Annotated in this window: 16 protein-coding genes; 6 read left to right on the top strand and 10 right to left on the bottom strand. The window is 71.1% G+C overall.

Annotated features, from left to right (window positions below):
* Positions 1–19: 19 nt before the first annotated feature.
* A complete protein-coding gene (locus ACZ5L9_RS01855; protein ID WP_464536786.1) occupies positions 20–1,732 on the top strand; it encodes a phospho-sugar mutase in 1,713 nt (570 codons plus the stop codon).
* 42 nt (positions 1,733–1,774) lie between these two features.
* Here the strand turns inward: ACZ5L9_RS01855 and ACZ5L9_RS01860 are convergent, their stop codons facing one another.
* Entirely contained in the window at positions 1,775–3,490 is a 1,716-nt protein-coding gene (locus tag ACZ5L9_RS01860; protein ID WP_464533033.1) for a putative bifunctional diguanylate cyclase/phosphodiesterase, read from the bottom strand.
* Between the two features lie 191 nt (positions 3,491–3,681).
* Here ACZ5L9_RS01860 and deoC point away from each other — a divergent pair, with 191 nt between their 5' ends.
* The 3 genes from deoC to ACZ5L9_RS01875 are packed head-to-tail and all read left to right on the top strand — an operon-like array spanning position 3,682 to position 6,398.
* On the top strand, positions 3,682–4,353 hold the full coding sequence (gene deoC, locus ACZ5L9_RS01865) for a deoxyribose-phosphate aldolase (protein ID WP_464533035.1): 672 nt from the start codon (positions 3,682–3,684) through the stop codon (positions 4,351–4,353).
* Between the two features lies 1 nt (position 4,354).
* Positions 4,355–5,476, top strand: coding sequence for a uridine kinase family protein (locus ACZ5L9_RS01870; protein WP_464533038.1), 1,122 nt, complete (start codon positions 4,355–4,357; stop codon positions 5,474–5,476).
* Positions 5,477–5,495: 19 nt separating this feature from the next.
* Positions 5,496–6,398 (top strand): VOC family protein, encoded by a 903-nt coding sequence (locus tag ACZ5L9_RS01875; protein WP_464533041.1) that lies wholly within the window; start codon positions 5,496–5,498, stop codon positions 6,396–6,398.
* Positions 6,399–6,423: 25 nt separating this feature from the next.
* Here ACZ5L9_RS01875 and ACZ5L9_RS01880 read toward each other — a convergent pair whose 3' ends face one another.
* Positions 6,424–7,512 carry an adenosine deaminase gene (locus tag ACZ5L9_RS01880; RefSeq protein ID WP_464533044.1) on the bottom strand — a complete coding sequence of 363 codons (1,089 nt, stop codon included), beginning with the start codon at positions 7,510–7,512 and terminating at the stop codon, positions 6,424–6,426.
* A 40-nt stretch (positions 7,513–7,552) separates the two neighbouring features.
* Here ACZ5L9_RS01880 and ACZ5L9_RS01885 point away from each other — a divergent pair, with 40 nt between their 5' ends.
* Complete coding sequence (locus ACZ5L9_RS01885; protein WP_464533048.1) at positions 7,553–8,008, top strand: MaoC family dehydratase; 456 nt, start codon at positions 7,553–7,555, stop codon at positions 8,006–8,008.
* Positions 8,009–8,059: 51 nt separating this feature from the next.
* Here the strand turns inward: ACZ5L9_RS01885 and ACZ5L9_RS01890 are convergent, their stop codons facing one another.
* The 8 genes from ACZ5L9_RS01890 to ACZ5L9_RS01925 all read right to left on the bottom strand — a co-directional run bounded on the left by ACZ5L9_RS01890 (position 8,060) and on the right by ACZ5L9_RS01925 (position 17,915).
* Positions 8,060–9,343 carry a thymidine phosphorylase gene (locus ACZ5L9_RS01890; protein ID WP_464533052.1) on the bottom strand — a complete coding sequence of 428 codons (1,284 nt, stop codon included), beginning with the start codon at positions 9,341–9,343 and terminating at the stop codon, positions 8,060–8,062.
* An 8-nt stretch (positions 9,344–9,351) separates the two neighbouring features.
* The gene (locus ACZ5L9_RS01895) at positions 9,352–9,771 is read right to left on the bottom strand and encodes a cytidine deaminase (protein ID WP_464533054.1); all 420 of its coding nucleotides are present in this window, start codon (positions 9,769–9,771) and stop codon (positions 9,352–9,354) included.
* Entirely contained in the window at positions 9,758–11,032 is a 1,275-nt protein-coding gene (locus ACZ5L9_RS01900) for an ABC transporter permease (protein WP_464533056.1), read from the bottom strand. Before ACZ5L9_RS01900 ends, ACZ5L9_RS01895 begins: the two co-directional genes overlap by 14 nt.
* Positions 11,033–11,099: 67 nt before the next feature.
* Positions 11,100–12,341: an ABC transporter permease gene (locus ACZ5L9_RS01905; protein ID WP_464533059.1), complete on the bottom strand. Its 1,242-nt coding sequence runs from the start codon at positions 12,339–12,341 to the stop codon at positions 11,100–11,102.
* A complete protein-coding gene (locus tag ACZ5L9_RS01910; protein WP_464533062.1) occupies positions 12,338–13,909 on the bottom strand; it encodes an ABC transporter ATP-binding protein in 1,572 nt (523 codons plus the stop codon). The genes ACZ5L9_RS01905 and ACZ5L9_RS01910 overlap by 4 nt, the downstream gene beginning before the upstream one ends.
* A gap of 122 nt (positions 13,910–14,031) precedes the next feature.
* Positions 14,032–15,105 carry a BMP family lipoprotein gene (locus ACZ5L9_RS01915; RefSeq protein ID WP_464533065.1) on the bottom strand — a complete coding sequence of 358 codons (1,074 nt, stop codon included), beginning with the start codon at positions 15,103–15,105 and terminating at the stop codon, positions 14,032–14,034.
* A 149-nt stretch (positions 15,106–15,254) separates the two neighbouring features.
* Complete coding sequence (meaB, locus tag ACZ5L9_RS01920; protein WP_464533068.1) at positions 15,255–16,280, bottom strand: methylmalonyl Co-A mutase-associated GTPase MeaB; 1,026 nt, start codon at positions 16,278–16,280, stop codon at positions 15,255–15,257.
* A gap of 129 nt (positions 16,281–16,409) precedes the next feature.
* Positions 16,410–17,915 carry an MFS transporter gene (locus tag ACZ5L9_RS01925; protein WP_464533070.1) on the bottom strand — a complete coding sequence of 502 codons (1,506 nt, stop codon included), beginning with the start codon at positions 17,913–17,915 and terminating at the stop codon, positions 16,410–16,412.
* Between the two features lie 102 nt (positions 17,916–18,017).
* On the opposite strand from ACZ5L9_RS01925, the gene ACZ5L9_RS01930 reads away from it, so the two are divergent.
* On the top strand, positions 18,018–18,641 hold the full coding sequence (locus ACZ5L9_RS01930; RefSeq protein ID WP_464533073.1) for a TetR/AcrR family transcriptional regulator: 624 nt from the start codon (positions 18,018–18,020) through the stop codon (positions 18,639–18,641).
* Positions 18,642–18,765 lie beyond the last annotated feature (124 nt).

Here is an 18,765-nt window from a genome sequence, read left to right on the forward strand (position 1 = left end):
GGGGAGGCTCGGCTAGCGTCTGCGTGTGACCGATCTGCTGGAGCTGCTCGAGACCGCCCGTTCCTGGCTCGCCGAGGATCCCGACCCGCAGACCCGCGCCGAGCTCGAGGAGCGCATCGCCAAGGCCAAGGGCGGCGACGTCGCGGCCCAGGCCGATCTGGCCGACCGCTTCGCCGGCACCCTGCAGTTCGGCACCGCCGGCCTGCGAGGCGCCCTCGGCGCCGGCCCGAACCGGATGAACCGGGTGGTCGTGCTCCGAGCCGCCGCGGGCCTGGCCGCCTACCTCCGCGGGACGGGGGCGAGCGGGCCGGTGGTCATCGGGTACGACGCCCGGCACAACTCCGACGTCTTCGCTCGCGACACCGCCGAGGTGATGACCGGCGCCGGGTTCGAGGCGCTGCTGCTCCCCCGCGCGCTGCCGACCCCCGTGCTCGCGTTCGCGATCCGCGACCAGCGCGCCGCCGCCGGCGTGATGGTGACCGCGAGCCACAACCCGCCGCAGGACAACGGCTACAAGGTCTATCTCGGCGACGGCTCGCAGATCGTCCCCCCGGCCGATGCCGAGATCGCCGCCGAGATCGCCGCCGCCTCGACCGGCCCGGTGGGCGACATCGCGCGCGGCGGCGCCGGCACCGTCCTCGACGACGGCGTCGTGTCCCGCTACCTCGCCCGGATCACCACGCTCGTCGACTCCTGCGGCCCGCGCGAGGTCGTCACGGTGCACACCGCGCTGCACGGTGTCGGGTCCGACCTGGCGCTGCGCGCGATCCGGCTGGCCGGGTTCCCCGAGCCGATCCCGGTCGCGGAGCAGGCCCAGCCCGACCCGGCCTTCCCGACCGTGGCCTTCCCCAACCCGGAGGAGCCGGGCGCGATCGACCTCGCCCTGGCCAAGGCCGCCGAGGTGGGCGCCGATCTGGTGATCGCCAACGACCCGGACGCCGACCGGTGTGCGGTCGCGGTCCCGGTGGTCTCGACAGGCTCGACCTCCGAGGGCTCGACCTCCGGGGGCTCGACCTCAGGGGCGGGCGGCTGGCGGATGCTGCGCGGCGACGAGGTCGGTGCGCTGCTGGCCGATCACCTGCTGCGCACCGGCGCCACCGGCACGTACGCCTGCTCGATCGTCTCCTCGTCACTGCTCGCCAAGCAGGCGGCCGCGTACGGCCAGCCGTTCGTCGAGACGCTGACCGGCTTCAAGTGGATCGGCCGCGTCGAGGGGCTGGCGTTCGGGTACGAGGAGGCGCTCGGCTACTGCGTCGACCCGACCGTCGTGAAGGACAAGGACGGCATCTCGGCGGCGGTCCGCGTGGTCGAGCTCGCCGCACTGCTCAAGGCCTCCGGCCGGACGCTGCTCGACCGGCTCGACGAGATCGCGCTCGCCCACGGACTGCACGCGACCGATCAGCTGTCGGTGCGGGTGACCGACCTCTCCGTCATCGCGTCGGCGATGGAGCGGCTGCGCACGACGCCCCCGACCACGCTCGCGGGTGCTGAGGTCACGTCGGCGGAGGACCTCGCGGCCGGTACCGCCACGCTGCCGCCGACCGACGGTCTGCGCTACCACCTCGGCGACGGGTCGCGCGTCATCGTGCGACCGAGCGGCACCGAGCCGAAGCTGAAGTGCTACCTCGAGGTGGTCGTCGAGGTGTCCCACGGTGTCGACGCCGCCCGCGACGAGGCGACCGCCCGGCTGGCTGCGCTCACGGATGACATGCGGGCGGCCCTCGGCCTGTGACCCGGCCGCTGTGACCCGAGCGCTGTGACCCGGCAGCTGTGATCAGACGACGGCGTCGTCGACCGCGAGCCGCGGCATCACGACGTACGCCTCGCCGGGCACGGCCGCCCGACCGAAGACGTTGCCCTGGGCGAGCTCGTAGCCCAGCTCGCGCAGCACATCGACCTGGTACTGCGTCTCGACGTGCTCGGCGAGCAGCCGGATCCCGAGGCTGTCGGCCATCGTGACGATCGCCCGCAGGATGGCGGGGTCGTGGCCTTCGCGGATGGAGCCGATCAGGGCGCCGTCGACCTTGATGATGTCGATCGGGAGCTGTTCGATGCGACGCAGCGAGGAGTAGCCCGCGCCGAAGTCGTCGATCGCGACGAGCGCCCCGATCGAGCGCAGGTCCTCGAGGTTGCGGATGACCTGTGGGTCGTTGTCCTCGAAGACGCTCTCGGTGACCTCGAAGACGAACCGGTGCGCCGAGGTCCCCCACGCCGCGACCCGACGGCGTACGTCGGCGGCGTAGTCCGCGCGGCGCAGCTCGTGCACCGAGACGTTGACCCCGATCACCTGGTGGGCGCTCGGCAGGACGGTCGCGAGCCGGCAGCACTCGTCGATCAGCCAGCGCCCGAGCGCATGGATCGCGCCGGTGCGCTCGGCGTGCGGGATGAAGTCGTCGGGGAGCGCGACGCCGCGCCCGGGCCGGATCCAGCGGGTCAGGGCCTCGAACCCCGCGACCGGCTCCTCGCCGTTCTGCAGGTGGACGACCGGCTGGAGCATGAGCCGCATCTCGCCGGCCGCGATCGCGGCCTCGAGCTCACTGGCCTCGCGGTCCGGGTCGCCGTAGACGGCGGTGCGGTCGCGCCCCGAGGACTTGGCGTCGTAGAGCGCGACGTCGGCGCGGCTGAGGAGAAGGGACTGCGAGTCGCCGTGCCCCCAGGCCGCGACGCCCGCCGAGGAGGTCGCCCCGGGTACGGCGTTGCGCAGCCGGTCGGCGACGTCGGCGGCCTGTCCGAGGGAGGTGTCGGGGAGCAGGACGATGAACTCGTCGCCGCCGTGGCGGCCGAGCACGGAGCGCTCCGGCAGGACCCTGCGCCACGCGCGGGCGCAGTCGACCAGGAGCCGGTCACCGTACTGGTGGCCGTTGACGTCGTTGACCTGCTTGAAGTAGTCGATGTCGAGGGCGATGAGTGCGCACTGGCCGCCCTCGCGGTCGAGCCGGCGCAGCACCTCCTCGAGCCGACGTTCCAGTCCGCGGCGGTTGAGCGCTCCGGTGAGCGGGTCCACCTCGGCGACATCGGCGACGTGCGCGAGCCACCCGACCATCACGGCCAGCCCGGCCGTGCAGCCCTCCACCATCAGGAGCTCGCCGAAGGTGGCACCGGCCGCCACCGTCACCCACCCGCGGCACAGCAGCGCGAGCGCGATGAGCGGGCTGGCGTTGCGCAGCGAGAACTGCATCGTCCCGGCGACCACCGGGAGCAGGAAGAGCGAGGTCACCGCGATCGCGTGGTGGGCGTCGTCGGCGGCCCACGCGAGACCCGTGATCATCACGATCGAGAGGGCGACGAGCAGCTCGAAGGCCCGCCGCGGCAGCCGATGACCGATCGCGCCGCACATGGCGCCGAACAGCAGGGCCACGAGCCCGGTGCCGATCGACGCGAGTCGCGAGCTGACGGCGCCCTGCATCAGCAGCCCGCAGACGATGAGGAGCAGCCCGCCGAAGCCGAGCAGGAACGTGGCACTGATCCGCAGCGTCGAGGGCGTCGCCATCGCCGGCGGCTCACGCCAAGCGCGCGCGACGTCGAAGCGCAACGTGCTCGTCTGCCGTGTCCCCTGCAACTCCCCGGCTCCCTCGGTCGATCACCGGTCCCCCGTCGAACCGTTGAGGAGGATCGCAGATCGCTGCCGCGACGACAACCAGTTCGCGTCAACCCGGGAAAGGGCGCCGATATGATGTCCCGGTGAGTGCCGCCGACATCGCCCGGATCATCGACCACACGCTGTTGAAGCCGGAGGCCACCCGCGCCGACGTCGAGGCGCTGATCGCGGAGGCGGCCGAGCTCGGCACCTACTCGGTGTGCATCTCCCCCTCGATGCTTCCGGTCTCCGTCCCGCAGGGCCTCCACCTCGCCGTCGTCTGCGGCTTCCCGAGCGGGAAGCACACCTCGGCGGTGAAGGCCGCCGAGGCTGCCGAGTCAATCGCGCTGGGGGCCGAGGAGATCGACATGGTGATCGACGTGGGCGCCGCCAAGGAGCACCGGTACGACGACGTGCAGGCCGACATCGCCGCGGTCCGCGCCGCCGCGCCGGCCCCGGTCGTGCTCAAGGTGATCATCGAGTCCGCCGCGCTGAGCGACGAGGAGATCGTCGGCGTGTGCCGCGCGGCCGTCGCCGCCGGCGCCGACTTCGTGAAGACCTCGACCGGCTTCCACCCCAGCGGCGGCGCGTCCGTCGACGCCGTGAGGCTCATGCGCGAGACCGTCGGTCCCGACCTCGGCGTCAAGGCCTCCGGTGGCGTACGCACCCTCGAGCAGGCCGAGGCGATGGTCGCGGCCGGCGCGACCCGCCTGGGCGTGTCCGGCTCGCGCGCGCTGCTCGCGGGCGCCGCGGAAGCCGGCGCCGGCTCGTACTGAGGTGTCTCGAAGGGTCATCGTCGTCGCGGGACCGTCCGGCTCGGGCAAGTCGCGGCTCAGCCGCCGTCTCGGCCTGCCGGTGCTGAACCTGGACGACTTCTACAAGGACGGCACCGACCCGTCGCTGCCGCGCATCCAGACCGGCCCCAACGCCGGGATCGCCGACTGGGACGATCCCGAGTCCTGGCTGCTGGAGGACGCCCTGGCGGCGATCCGCGACCTGTGCGCGACAGGTGCCGCCGAGGTGCCGATCTATCAGCTCTCGGCCGACGGCCGGGTCGGCTCGAAGACGCTCACCCTGGACGAGCACGACGCGTTCGTGGCCGAGGGGATCTTCGCCCAGGAGGTCGTCGACGCGTGCGAGCACGGCGGTGAGCTGCTCGCCGCGTACTGCATCAGCCAGCCGCCGGTCGTGACGTTCTGGCGGCGGCTGCTGCGCGACCTGCGCGAGCGGCGCAAGCCGCCGCTGGTGCTGTTGCGCCGCGGGCTGGCGCTGATGCGGGTGCAGCGGCGGGTCGTCGCCGACGCGGCCGCGAAGGGCTGCCGGGTGATGTCCTCGGAGCAGGCGTACGGCGAGCTCCGCGCCCGGATGCGGGTCCGGACCGTCACCCTGCCAGCGGGACTGCGGCAGCCCGACAACTACTCCTGCGGCGCCACCGCGGTCGTCGTGGCCCGGATGCTGCGCGACCCCGCCTGGGCCGCGGAGATCCGACCGCGCTTCGGCGAGGTGGTCCTGGCGACGCATCGCGGCTTCCGGGGCTGGCCGCGGCGCCTCGGCACGGCGTTCTGGTCGATGGCGCACCAGTTGCACGAGGTCGAGGGCGTTCGCTACACGCTGCGTCCGCTCCTGGGGATCGGCTACCTCTCCCCCGGCCGGGGGTTCGACCGGCTGCACCGGGCCGCGGCCCGCGGCCTGTTCGGCGGCCTCTACGTGGGTACCCGTACGCTCCCGCGCCACGTCACCCTCGTGGTCGCCACGGGCGGCCCGGACGGCGCTGACCTGCAGGTCTACGACCCGGCCGACGGCTCGATCCAGGTGATCACCCGCGCCCAGTTCACCTCGCACACGATCGGACTCGGCGGCTGGCCGCGGGTCTGGTCGGTGGTGGTGCCCCGCGGTTAAGCGGAGCATGCTGGGTGTCATGTCGACGATCACCCCGCACCTCTGGTTCGACACGCAGGCCATCGAGGCGGCCACGTTCTACGCCGGGCTCTTCCCCGAGTCCGAGGTCCTCCGTACGGACACCCTCACCGACACCCCGAGCGGCGACACCGACCTGGTGTCGTTCCGCCTGTGGGGTCAGGACTTCATGGCGATCAGCGCCGGGCCGCACTTCACGATCAACCCGTCGATCTCGTTCATCGTCAACGTCGATCCGTCCCGCGTTCCGGACGCGGCGGCCGAGGTCGACCGGCTCTGGGCCGCGCTCAGCGAGGGCGGCCAGGTGATGATGGAGCTCGGCGAGTACCCGTTCTCCCCGCGCTACGGCTGGGTCCAGGACCGCTTCGGCGTCTCCTGGCAGCTCATGCTCACCAGCCCCGACGGCGAGCCGCGCCCGGCGATCCTGCCGGCGCTGCTCTTCACCGGCGAGGCGGCCGGCAGGGCCGAGGCGGCGCGCGACCTCTACACCGGGCTCTTCCCGGACGCGGCACCCGGCCAGCTGGTGCTGCGCCCCGAGGACGACGGCGCCGAGCCGGCCGGCAGCGTGTTGTTCAGCGACTTCCGGCTCGGCGACACCTGGCTGACCGCGATGGACAGCGCGGCGGGTCACGACTTCGGGTTCAACGAGGCGGTCTCGCTGGTGGTCAGCTGCGCCGACCAGGCTGAGGTCGACCGCTACTGGGCGGCGCTCTCGTCGGTGCCGGAGTCGGAGCAGTGCGGCTGGTGCAAGGACCGCTTCGGGGTCTCGTGGCAGATCGTCCCCGCCGAGCTCGAGCGGTTGATGTCCGCCGGTACCCCCGAGCAGAGCGCTCGGGTGGTGTCGGCGTTCCTGGCGATGAAGAAGATGGACATCGCCGCCCTCGAGGCCGCCTTCAACGGCTGAGGCCGGCCGTTCGGCGGGCGCGTCGTCACCCGCGCAGGGCGGCGTACGCCTCCTTGATCCGGTGGATGAGCTCGACACGCTCGTCGTAGTGCAGGAACGCGGACTTCATCGCGTTGACGGTGATCTTCTCCAGCTGGGCGAGGTCCCAGCCGAACGCCTCCACCAGGCCGCTCATCTCCGCGCTCATCGAGGTGCGCGACATCAGCCGGTTGTCGGTGTTGACCGTGACCCGGAAGCCGAGGTCGGCGAGCAGCCCGATCGGGTGCTCGGCGATCGAGGCCGCGGCCCCGGTCTGCACGTTGGAGCGCGGACAGATCTCGAGCGGGATGCGACGGTCGCGGACGTACGCCGCGAGGTGGCCGAGCCGCGCGGTGCCGTCGGATCCTGCGGAGATGTCCGCTGCAATGTCTTCTACGATCCGCACGCCGTGCCCGAGCCGGTCGGCGCCGCACGGGTGGACCGCCTCCCAGATCGACGGCAGGCCGAAGCCCTCGCCGGCATGGATCGTGTAGCGCATGTTCTCCGCGGCGAGCAGCTCGAAGGCCGCCAGGAAGCGGGTGGGCGGGAAGCCCGCCTCGGGGCCGGCGATGTCGAAGCCGGCGACGCCACGCTCGCGCCATCCGATGGCGAGCCTCGCGATCTCGGAGGCGCGGGCGGCCTGGCGCATCGCGGTGACCAGCTGCCGCACCGTGATCGTCGTGCCGGCGGCCGCTGCCGCGGCCACGCCCTCGTCGAAGCCGCGCTGTACCGCGGCGACGACCTCCTCCAGGGTCAGTCCGCCGTCGACGTGCAGCTCCGGCGCGTACCGGATCTCGGCGTAGACGACGCCGTCCGCCGCGAGGTCCTCGACGGCCTCCCGCGCGACCCGGCTGATCGCGTCGGCGGTCTGCATCACCGCGACGGTGTGGGCGAAGGTCTCGAGATAGCGCTCCAGCGAGCCGGAGTCGGCGCTCTCCGCGAACCAGTCCCCGAGCGTCTCGGGCGTCGTCGCGGGCAGGGCATGGCCGATGCCGGCCGCCAGCTCGATGATGGTCGCGGGGCGGAGGCCGCCGTCGAGATGGTCGTGCAGGAGCACCTTCGGCGCCTGCTGGATCTGCTCACCGGTAGGTTGCACGTGACCATCCAAGCAGCACGTTCCAGCCGAGGGGCACGAGATGCGCAGCTTCACCACGTTCGACGAGATCTCAGCGGCCGCGGGCGAGCCACTGGGCAGCACCGACTGGGTCGAGGTCACCCAGGACCGGGTCGACGCCTTCGCCGATGCGACCGGTGACCACCAGTGGATCCACGTCGACGTCGAGCGCGCGAAGGACGGCCCCTTCGGCGGCACCATCGCGCACGGCTACCTGACGCTCTCGCTGGTGCCGTGGCTCGGATCGCAGATCTTCGCCCTCGAGACGCCGGGCGCGAAGCTCAACTACGGGCTGAACAAGGTCCGCTTCCCCCACCCGCTGCTGGTCGGCAAGCGGATCCGCTGCGCCGCGGTCTTCTCCGACGTCGCCCCGATCCCGGCCGGCCTGCAGGTCACGATCTCGTACACCGTCGAGATCGAGGGCGAGGCCAAGCCCGCATGCGTCGCCGAGACCCTCGTCCTCCTGCTCGACAGCTGAGGCCGAGTCGGCGCATCTTCGGCGTGACGGTGCGCCGACTCGGCGTCGGGTTCAGGAGATCCGGTCGAGGATGAGCCGCGAGGGCTTGTAGCGGGTGTCCTCGGGCTCGATGTCGTAGCCACCCAGGAGGGCGTCGAGAGCCCGGGGGAACCGGTCGGGCGTGTCGGTGTGGAGCGTGAACAGCGGGTCCCCCGCCCGGACGACGTCGCCGGGGCGCGCGTGCCACACGACACCCGCTCCGAGCTGCACCGGGTCCTCCTTGCGCTCACGTCCCGCGCCGAGCCGCCAGGCGGCCAGTCCCACCGAGAGCGCATCGAGCCGGGTCAGCACGCCGGTCGTCGGCGCCGTCACCTGGTGCGTCTCCCGCGCGACCGGCAGCGCCGCGTCCGGGTCGCCACCCTGCGCGGCGATCATCGACTTCCACGCATCCATGGCGCGTCCCGAGGCGAGCACCTCGGCGGGATCGACATCGGTGACACCGGCGCCCAGCAGCATCTCCCGGGCCAGCGCGACGGTCAGCTCGACCACGTCGGCCGGACCGCCCCCGGCCAGCACCTCGACGGACTCGGTGACCTCGAGCGCGTTGCCCGCGGTCAGGCCGAGCGGGGTGGCCATGTCGGTGAGCAGCGCGACGGTGTGCACGCCGGCGTCGGTGCCGAGGTCGACCATGGTACGGGCGAGCTCGCGGGCGTCGTCGATGTTCTTCATGAACGCACCGGAGCCGACCTTGACATCGAGGACCAGCGCGCCGGTCCCCTCGGCGATCTTCTTGCTCATGATCGAGGAGGCGATCAGCGGGATCGACTCGACGGTGCCGGTCACGTCACGCAGCGCGTAGAGCTTCTTGTCGGCCGGCGCCAGCCCGGCGCCCGCGGCGCAGATGACCGCACCGACGGACTCCAGCTGGGCGAACATCTCCTCGTTGGAGATCGAGGCGCGCCAGCCCGGGATCGCCTCGAGCTTGTCGAGGGTGCCGCCGGTGTGGCCCAGCCCGCGACCGGAGAGCTGCGGGACCGCGACGCCGCACGCGGCGACCAGCGGGGCCAGCGGCAGCGTGATCTTGTCGCCCACGCCTCCGGTCGAGTGTTTGTCGGCGGTCGGGCGCGACAGCGCCGTGAAGGACATCCGCTCACCCGAGGCGATCATCGCCGCGGTCCAGCGGGCGATCTCGCGCCGGTTCATGCCGCGCAGCAGGACGGCCATGTTGAGCGCGGCCATCTGCTCGTCGGCCACCCGGCCGTCGGTGTAGGCGGCGATCACCCAGTCGATCTGGCTGTCGCTCAGCTCTCCACCGTCGCGCTTGGTGTGGATCACCTCGATCACGTCGTGGCTCATCTCGCTCCTCAGCTCAGGTTCTCGGGTCCGAAGGCGTCCGGCAGCACCTCGGCCATGGTCCGCTCCCCTGCCGGGGTCAGCACCACGAGCTCGGCGCCGCCGTTCTCCCACAACAGCTGGCGGCAGCGGCCGCACGGCATGATCAGGTCGGGCTCGTCACCGTGCGAGGCGCCGACGCAGACGAAGTGCGTCAGCCGCCCGGCGCCGCTGAGGTGGAGCTGCGACACCAGGCCGCACTCCGCACAGAGCGTGACGCCGTACGCGGCGTTCTCGACGTTGCACCCGCGCACGATCCGGCCGTCGTCGACCAGGGCCGCGGCGCCCACCGAGAAGCCCGAGTAGGGCGCGTAGGCCTGCTGCGAGGCCGCCACCGCGGCCGCGCGCAGTCCGACCCAGACCTCCGCGATGCCGGTCTCACTGCTTGACATAGGGCTCCCCGTCGGCGGCCGGTGCGCGCACCTTCCCGACCAGGCCGGCCACCGCGATGATCGTCGCGACGTACGGCAGCATGGCCAGGAAGTACGACGGGATCGCGTGGGTGTTGATCGACAGGTTGGTCTCGAGCGCGATCGCGAAGCCGAACAGCAGTGCGGCGGCCGTCGCGCCCCGCGGCGACCAGCGACCGAAGATCACGGCTGCGAGGGCGATGAAGCCGTTGCCCGACGTGATGTTCTTGGCGAAGCCGCCGACCGACCCGATGGTGAAGTAGGCGCCACCGAGGCCGGCGATGGCCGACCCGATCAGCACGTTGCGGTAGCGCAGTGCCAGCACCTTGATGCCGACCGTGTCGGCCGCTTTCGGGTGCTCGCCGATGGCGCGAGTGCGCAGGCCCCAGCGCGTACGGAAGAGCGCGACGTCGACACCGAAGATCAGGATGTACGTCAGGTAGACGACGATGTTGGCCTCGAAGAGCAGGGGGCCGATCACCGGGATCGAGTGCAGCAGCGGGATGTCGATCTCGCCGAGCACCCCGGGCTGGTTGAACTTCTGGCTGTCGGTCTGCATGAACGCGTCGAACAGGAAGCCGGTCAGACCGGCCGCCAGCACGTTGAGCACCACGCCGAGGACGACCTGGTTGACCAGGTAGCGGATCGCGAAGACGGCCAGCAGGACACCCATGAAGGCACCGGCCGCGAGCGCGCCGAACAGGCCGACCCAGGTGACGGCGACGCTGCCGACCAGGGCCGCGGCCCAGGCACCGGCCAGCATCTGGCCCTCGATGGCGACGTTGATGACGCCGGACCGCTCGCACATCACGCCGGCGAGCGCGCCGAGGATCAGCGGCACCGAGAGTGCGATGGAGTTCTGCAGGAGGCCGACGACGTCGATGTCCGGGTTGCGGCCCTGGGTGGAGACCCAGGAGAAGAACGCGACCATGAAGAGGACGAACGCGATGCCGGCGACCCACGGGGTCGCCTTCTTGCTGAAGCCGCGGACCCCCTGCCAGGCGGCGATCGCGAGGAGCACGAGACCGACGACGATGACGGTGGCCTTGGCCGGAAGGCTGACGGTGTGACCGTCGAAGACCAGGTGGGCGGTGCCGCCGTCGACAGCAAGGCCCAGCCAGATCAGCGAGATCAGCCCCATGACGGCGTACGCGGCGGCTCGCAGCAGCCGGGTGCGCGCGCCGAGGGTGGTGTCGATGACCTTGTGGTCGACCGTGAGTTCGTCAGTCTGGACGGCGCTCATCGGGGTCCCCGATCGATTGTTGGGCGGAGGAGCGGAGCGGCGGAGGCCAAGGATCGAGTGGGGCGATTCATCCGTTCCACCCCTTCGCAAGCTCGGCACCCGTGGCGGCGCCTGTCGTCTTGAGCCGGTAGATCGCGCGGATCAGCGCGGGTGCGGCGATGAACAGCACGATCAGCGACTGGATCACCTGGACCAGCTCGATCGGCGCGTACTGCTGCATCAGCGGGCCGCCGGCGCGCAGCGCGCCGAAGAGCAGGCCGGCGAAGACCGTGCCGACCGGGCTGGCGCGGCCGAGCAACGCCACCGTGATGGCGTCGAAGCCGATGCCGGCGTCGATGTCGCCGGTGATCTGCGGGTTGGTGCCGAGCACCTGGGAGACGCCGGCGAGGCCGCACAGCGCGCCCGAGATCAGCATGACCACGATGTAGCTGTTCTCGACGCTCATGCCGGCGGTGCGGGCGGCCGCCGGGTTGGCGCCCACCGCGCGCAGGCGGAACCCGAGCCGGCCGTACTTGAGCAGCCACCACACGAACGCCGCGGCCGCCAGGGACAGGATCAGGCCGAGGTGGACGCGCAGGGTGCTGCCGAGCAGGAGCGGCAGCGAGGCGTTGTCGTCGATCGGGTTGGCGATCGCCTGGCCGTACGGCGGAGCCTGGAAGCCCTTGACCGACAGCAGATAGCCCAGCAGGTTGATGGCGACGTAGTTGAGCATGATCGTCGTGATGACCTCGTGGGCACCGGTGCGGGCCTTGAGGAACCCCGCGATGCCGCCCCACAGCGCGCCCCCCAGCATGCCGGCCAGGATCGCCGCGATGAGGTGGAGGCCCGCCGGCAGATGCCAGTGGAAGCCGACGAAGCCGGCGAAGATCGCACCCAGGATGATCTGGCCCTGGCCGCCGATGTTGAACAGGCCCGCCCGGAACGCGACGCCGACCGCGAGGCCGCCCGCGATCAGCGGCGTGGCGTTGGTCAGCGTCTCGGAGATCGGGCCGAGGTAGCCGGCCAGGGTGCCGTTCTGCGCGGTGTGCGGGTTGAAGATCGAGCCGTAGAAGAGCGCCTGGTACGTGTGCCAGATCGCCGACCAGGCGTACCGGAACGTGTCGCCCGGGTAGTGCAGGAAGTACTGCAGCGAGTCGCGCGTCTGCTTGTCGGCGAGCGCGATCAGCACCGCCGAGATGACCAGCGCCGTGACGAAGGACAGCACGGTGACGAGCGCGGTGTCCCACGCCTGGCTGCGCCGCCGGTTCGCCGCCGGCGCGGGGGCGGGAGCAGGCGTCGGGGCCGGGGTCTCCTCGGTGGTCGCGCTCATCGGGCGGACTCCGGGGCGGTCTCGTTGGTCGGGCCGTCGCTCGGGCCGTCGGTCTGGCCGGCCATCAGCATGCCGATCTCCTCAACCAGCACCGGGTCGGTGCCTCCGTCAACTTCTCCGATGATCTTGCCGCGGTACATCACTCCGATCCGGTCGGCGAGGCCGAGGACCTCGTCGAGCTCGCTGGAGATGAGGATGACCGCGGCGCCGTTGTCGCGCTCGGCGACGATCCGCTTGTGGACGAACTCCATCGAGCCGACGTCGAGTCCTCGCGTCGGCTGCGCCACGATCAGCAGCTTGAGCGGGCGCGACATCTCGCGGGCCAGCACGACCTTCTGCTGGTTGCCGCCCGACAGGGTCGAGGCGGCGTGCCCGATGGAGGAGGTCCGAACGTCGAACTCCTCGACCTTCTGTTCCGCGTGCGTCGCGATCTGCTTGAGGTCGAGGTTGAACCGGCCCGAGTACGGCGCCTGGTCGTAGAGGTCGAGGACCATGTTCTCGGCGACCGAGAAGCTGGAGACCAGACCGTCGTGGAGCCGGTCCTCGGGCACGTAGCCGACACCGAGGCCGAGGATGTCGTCGGTCGACATCCGGGTGACGTCGACGCCGCCGATCCGGATGCTGCCCTCGTCGGCCCGGTCGAGCCCGACCAGCGCCTCGGTGAGCTCGGTCTGTCCGTTGCCCTGCACGCCCGCCAGGGCGTAGATCTCGCCGGCGCGGACGGTGAAGCTCACGTCGTCGACGGTGACGGTGCCACCGTCGTCGAGCAGCCGTACGCCGGACACCTCGACCACGTCGGCTCCCGGCTGGGCCGGCGTCTTGTCGACGTTGAGCTTGACCGGACGCCCGACCATCAGCGAGGCCAGCTCGGCGGGAGTGGACTCCGGCGAGGCCGTGCCGACGACCTTGCCGCGACGGATCACGGTGATCTTGTCGGCGACGGCGCGGACCTCACGCAGCTTGTGGGTGATGAAGACGATCGCGGTGCCGCTCTCCTTGAGCGCGACCATGATCTTCATCAGGTCGTCGGTCTCCTGGGGCGTGAGCACGGCGGTCGGCTCATCGAGGATGAGGACCTTGGCGTCACGGACGAGCGCCTTGAGGATCTCGACGCGCTGCTGGACCCCGACGGGCAGGTCCTGGACGAGCGCGTCCACGGGCACGGCCAGGCCGTACCGCTCGGAGATCTCCTGCACCTCGCGGCGCGCGCGCCGACGGTCCAGACGGCCGAGGATCCGGGGCAACAGGCCGTGGACCCGCTCGTGGCCGAGCTCGATGTTCTCCGCGACGGTGAAGACCGGGATCAGCATGAAGTGCTGGTGCACCATGCCGATGCCGGCGGCCATCGCATCGCCGGGACCGGCGAACGCCACCGGCTCGCCGTCGAGGACGATCTCGCCGTCGTCGGGCTGGTAGAGCCCGTAGAGCACGTTCATCAGCGTGCTCTTGCCGGCGCCGTTCTCGCCCAGCAGCGCATGGATCTCGCCCGGCTCGACGACCAGATCGATGTGGTCGTTCGCGGTCAGAGATCCGAAGCGCTTGGTGATTCCTCGAAGCTCGAGCTTCACCGCACCTCCTTGGTCGGCCCCACCCTAGTGGGGATCAAACGCGTCGCGGGGGAGCCCGGCCGGACTCCCCCGCGACGTTACTCGCGCTGGTGGATCAGATCAGTGAGACAGCCAGTGAACCGTCACTGGGGCTGGCTCGGCGAGGTGATCTTGATGGCACCGGACTCGATGTCCGAGGTGATCTTGCTCAGGGCGTCCTTGACGTCCTGCGGCACCTTGGAGTCGAAGTCGTGGAACGGCGCCAGGCCGGTGCCACCGTTCTGCAGCGTGCCGACGTAGTTGCCGGTCGGGAACTTCCCGGCGGACGGGTCGACCTGCTTCATGTAGTCCTGCACGGACTGCGAGAGGCCCTTGGTGACCGAGGTGATGAAGTACTTGCCGTACTGGGCGGCGCTCTCGTAGCCGTCGGTGTCGACCCAGATCAGGTTCAGCTTGCCACCCGAGGCCTCGGCCGCGGCACCCGCGCCGAGACCCGAGCCGCCGGCGACCGGGAAGACGATGTCAGCGCCCTGCTGGACCATCGCCTGGGTGATCGACTTGCCCTTGTTCTGGTCGGTGAAGGAGCCGGAGAACGTACCGGCCTTCTGGTTCTTCTCGTCCCAGCCCAGGACCTTGACGTTCTTGTTCTCCTGCTGGTTGTAGTACTGGACGCCCTCCCAGAAGCCGTCCATGTAGATCGTCACCGGCGGGATGTTGAGGCCGCCCCAGGTGCCCACGACGCCGCTCTTCGACATCGCCGCGGCGAGGTAGCCACCGAGGAAGCCGCCCTGAGCGGTGTTGAACTCGAGGCCGTAGACGTTGGCCCCGCTCGACGGGGCGTCGATCTCGGCGTAGTGCTGGTTCGGGTTGGCTGCCGCGATCTTCTTGATGTTGTCGGCCATGAGCCCGCCGACGCCGATGATCGTGTCGCAGCCGTTGGCCGTCTGCGCGGTCAGGTTCGGGGTGTAGTCGTTGCTCGAGTTCGAGGCGACGTACGAGTCGGTGATGCTCGGGTTGGCAGCCTTCGCGGCCTCCAGGCCGTCCCACGACGACTGGTTGAACGACTTGTCGTCGACGCCGCCGGTGTCGAGCACCATGCACGCCTTGATCTTGGCGCCGGCAGCAGCGGAGCTCGGCGAACCGGCCGAGCCGTTGTCGGCGGCGTTGTCATCCGCCTTGCTGGAACAGCCGGCCGCGATGAGCGCAACGGCACCCATCGCTGCAAGGGTCTTGGCAATGTGACGCACGGGTCCTCCTCAGAGTGGCGGCCGCCCCGCCGGGGCCGCACAGATAAGCGTCAGAGTAGGGCGTTCGCCAGGCGTACGACACCGCATTGCGGATGCGAAACGTGTTCGTTATCGAGTGGTTACTCGCCGGTCACGGGCGAGGCGTCGTAGGCGGCCAGAAGACGGTCCGCGGCGACCGTCGCCGGGAGGTCGCCGGCCAGCACGCTCGTACGGATTTCCTCGCGGATCGCCTTCACCCCGGGGCTGTGGCGCAGGCGCTGGTCGAGCTCGTCACGGACCAGCGCCCAGGTGAACTCCAGCTGCTGCTCGGCCCGCTTGCTGCGCAGGCCGGCGTCGCCGAGATGGCTCCGGTGGGCGAGCACCTGCTCCCACACCCCGGAGACGTCGTGGCCGGTCAGGCCCGAGGCGGTGACGACCGGGGGCACCCACTCCCCCTTGCCGCGGACCAGCCGCAGCGCGCCGGAGAGCTCCCGGGCGGCGGCACGGGCCTGCTGCGCCCGACCCTCGTCCTCGGGATCGGCCTTGTTGACGGTGACCACGTCGGTGATCTCGAGGATGCCCTTCTTGATGCCCTGCAGCTGGTCGCCGGTGTTCGCGATGGTCAGGAATAGGAAGGTGTCGACCATCCCGGCGACCGTGACCTCGGACTGCCCGACGCCGACGGTCTCGACCAGGATGACGTCGTAGCCGGCCGCCTCCAGCACGGTCATCGCCTGTACGGTCGCACGGGCCACTCCGCCGAGCGTGCCGGCGCTCGGGCTGGGGCGGATGAAGGCACGGGGGTCGGTGCTGAGCTGGGCCATCCGGGTCTTGTCGCCGAGCACCGAGCCGCCCGTACGGACGCTGGAGGGGTCGACCGCGAGCACGCCGACCCGGTGGCCCTGGCCGGTCAGCAGGGTGCCGAGCGCCTCGATGAAGGTGGACTTGCCGACCCCGGGCACCCCGGAGATGCCGACCCGGACGGCGTCGAGGGGGCGCTCGTCGCGGGTCGAGTGGTCACTTTCCGCGAGTCGAGTCAGCAGCGAGCGCGCCAGGTCGCGGTGCGCCGGTTTCGTCGACTCGACGAGGGTGATCGCCCGGGCCACCGCGGCCCGCTTCCCCTCGCGGATGCCGGCAACGAGCTGGGTCACGAGGTCGTCAGGCACGCCGGCCACCCTAGCGGCGACGCGATCCGAGCTGCCGAGGAACGAGACGCGGAGAACGAGACGCGGAGAACGAGACGTGGAGGACGCGGCGCGGCCGGGCGATCGCCCGGCCGCGTCCCACCCCGCCGACTACGTGGCGGGAACCGCCTCGCGCTCCTCGTCCGTCGTGCCGCCCGCCGTCGCGACCGACTCGGCCTGGTCCGCGCCCGGACGGTGTCCGGCCAGGAGGGACAGCCCCGCCGCCGCGGCGAAGGCGATGGCGCCGAGCCCGAACGCGATCCGGTAGGCGTCCTCGGTGGCCAGGCTGACCGGGCCCACCGGGGTCGCGTGGACGGTGACCTCGCTGGTGAGGATGGTGACGACCAGGGCGCTGCCGATGGCACCGCCGACCGTACGCATGATCGAGTTGATCGAGTTGGCGATGCCGGTCTCGTGCGGGGCGACGTTGCTCACCAGCAGCGCGGGCATCGACGCGTACGCCATCGCGATGGCGGCGTTGGCGATGATCAGGGCGACGATCACCTCGGCCTGGTTGGCGTGCAGCACGGTGAGCAGCGACAGACCGACCACGCCGACGACGCTGGCGAGCAGGAGCACCGCGCGCGGCCCGAACCGGTGCACGAGGCGACCGGCGACCGGGCCCATCAGCATCGAGACGACGGCGCCCGGGAGCATGAAGACGACGCTGGTGCGCAGCACACTCGCGCCGAACCCGAAGCCGGCGAGCTGGTCGGGGGTCTGCACGAAGTAGGTCGCGCCGAGGAAGACGGCGAACATCGCGAAGCCGACGCAGAGGCTGGCCAGGTTGGTCGCGAGGACCGGGCGGTGCGCCAGGAGCCGGGTGGCGACCAGCGGCTCGGCCATCCGGTCCTGGAGCAGGATGAAGCCGACGAGCACGACCGCTGCCACCACGAAGAGCGTGATCACCCGAGCCGAGCCCCAGCCCCACTCGTGGCCCTGGGAGATCGGGAGGAGCAGGGCCACCAGGCCGACGGCGAGGACGCTCGCGCCGATGTAGTCGACCCGGCCGCCCTGGCCCGCCCGGCGCGGAAGGGCGAAGAGGGTCCCGACGAGGACGACGGCGGTGAGCGCGACGCAGAGCCAGAAGATCCGGCGGTAGTCGGCGTCACCGCGGGTGAGCAGACCGGTCGCGACCAGGGCGACGCCCGATCCCACGCCCAGCGCGGAGGCGGTGATGGCCATGGCGCCCATCAGGCGCTCGCGGGGCAGCTCGTGGCGGAGCACGCTGATGGCGAGCGGGAAGAGCCCGAAGCTGGCGCCCTGCAGCACCCGGGCGATGATCAGCCACTCGATCGAGTGCGTGGTGGCAGCGACCACGCTGCCCACCAGGGTGATCGCCAGCGCCGCGACGACGAGCGGCTTGTGGCCGTAGACGTCGCCGAGGCGGCCGACCAGCGGGGTGAGGGCCGACGCGGTCAGCATCGTGGCCGTCGTGACCCACCCGACCGCCGTCGCGGACGTGTTGAGCTGCTCCGCGATCTGCGGCAGCACCGGCACCACCAGGGTCTGGATCATCGAGAGCAGGAAGACGGCGGACGCCAGGGTGGCCAGCACCAGGGTCGGCGAGACGGAGCGCGTGTGGACCGTCGAGCGATGCGCTTGGGACGAGGACATGCCTCCAGCCTAGAACGATTCTCGACACTGTGTCGATTTTGATCGACGCTGTGTCAGTAACAATGATCGGGGGCGTGCAGAGGCAGCCCCTAGGGTGGTGACATGACGCAGACGGCCAGCGCTCCGCGGAGACGCACCGGGCGGAGCAAGGGCGACCAGCGCGAGCAGCAGATCCTCGACGCCGTCCGGGCCCTGCTCGCGGAGAAGTCGATGGCCGCCGTCACGATCGACGACATCACCACCGCGGCCGGCATCTCGCGTACGGCCTTCTACTTCTACTTCCCCTCGAAGCAGGCCGTGCTGGCCCGGCTGATGGAGGAGGTCGGCGAGCGCTTCACCGAGACGCACGGCTGGCTGGCGACCGACGGCCCCAGCCCCGATGCGCTGCGCGCCCAGCTGGCAGGGGCGGCCGCGATCTGGCGGGACAACGGCCCGATCCTGGCGTGCACCCTGCAGGGCGGGTACGCCGCCGGGTATGCGCCGTTGGAGGAGTTCATCGCCCTCACCCGCGAGCGGTTCGTGACCGGCCTGGCGAGCAAGGTGGCGCGCGACCAGGCCGCGGGTGTGGCTCCTGGGGGCGTTTCACCCGAGACACTCGCCGAGATGGTCGAGCTGGTGCGTGAGGGGCGGCTGTCGCAGCTCGCCTCCGCGTCCGGAGCCGAGATCGAGGCCGGCCTCGACCAGCTCGCCGAGACGATCCTGCGGATGGTCTACGGGCGGCTCTGAGGCCTCGCGTCGGGCCGTGGCCGAGGTGTCACGGTGATAGTTCGCGACACGAGTGACCGTTTCAACTGTCACTTCAGGCGCGAAGTGTCACGGTGACAGTTCCGAACTACCACCGTGACACTTT

The sequence above is a fragment of the Nocardioides sp. JCM 18998 genome (genome assembly GCF_055391535.1).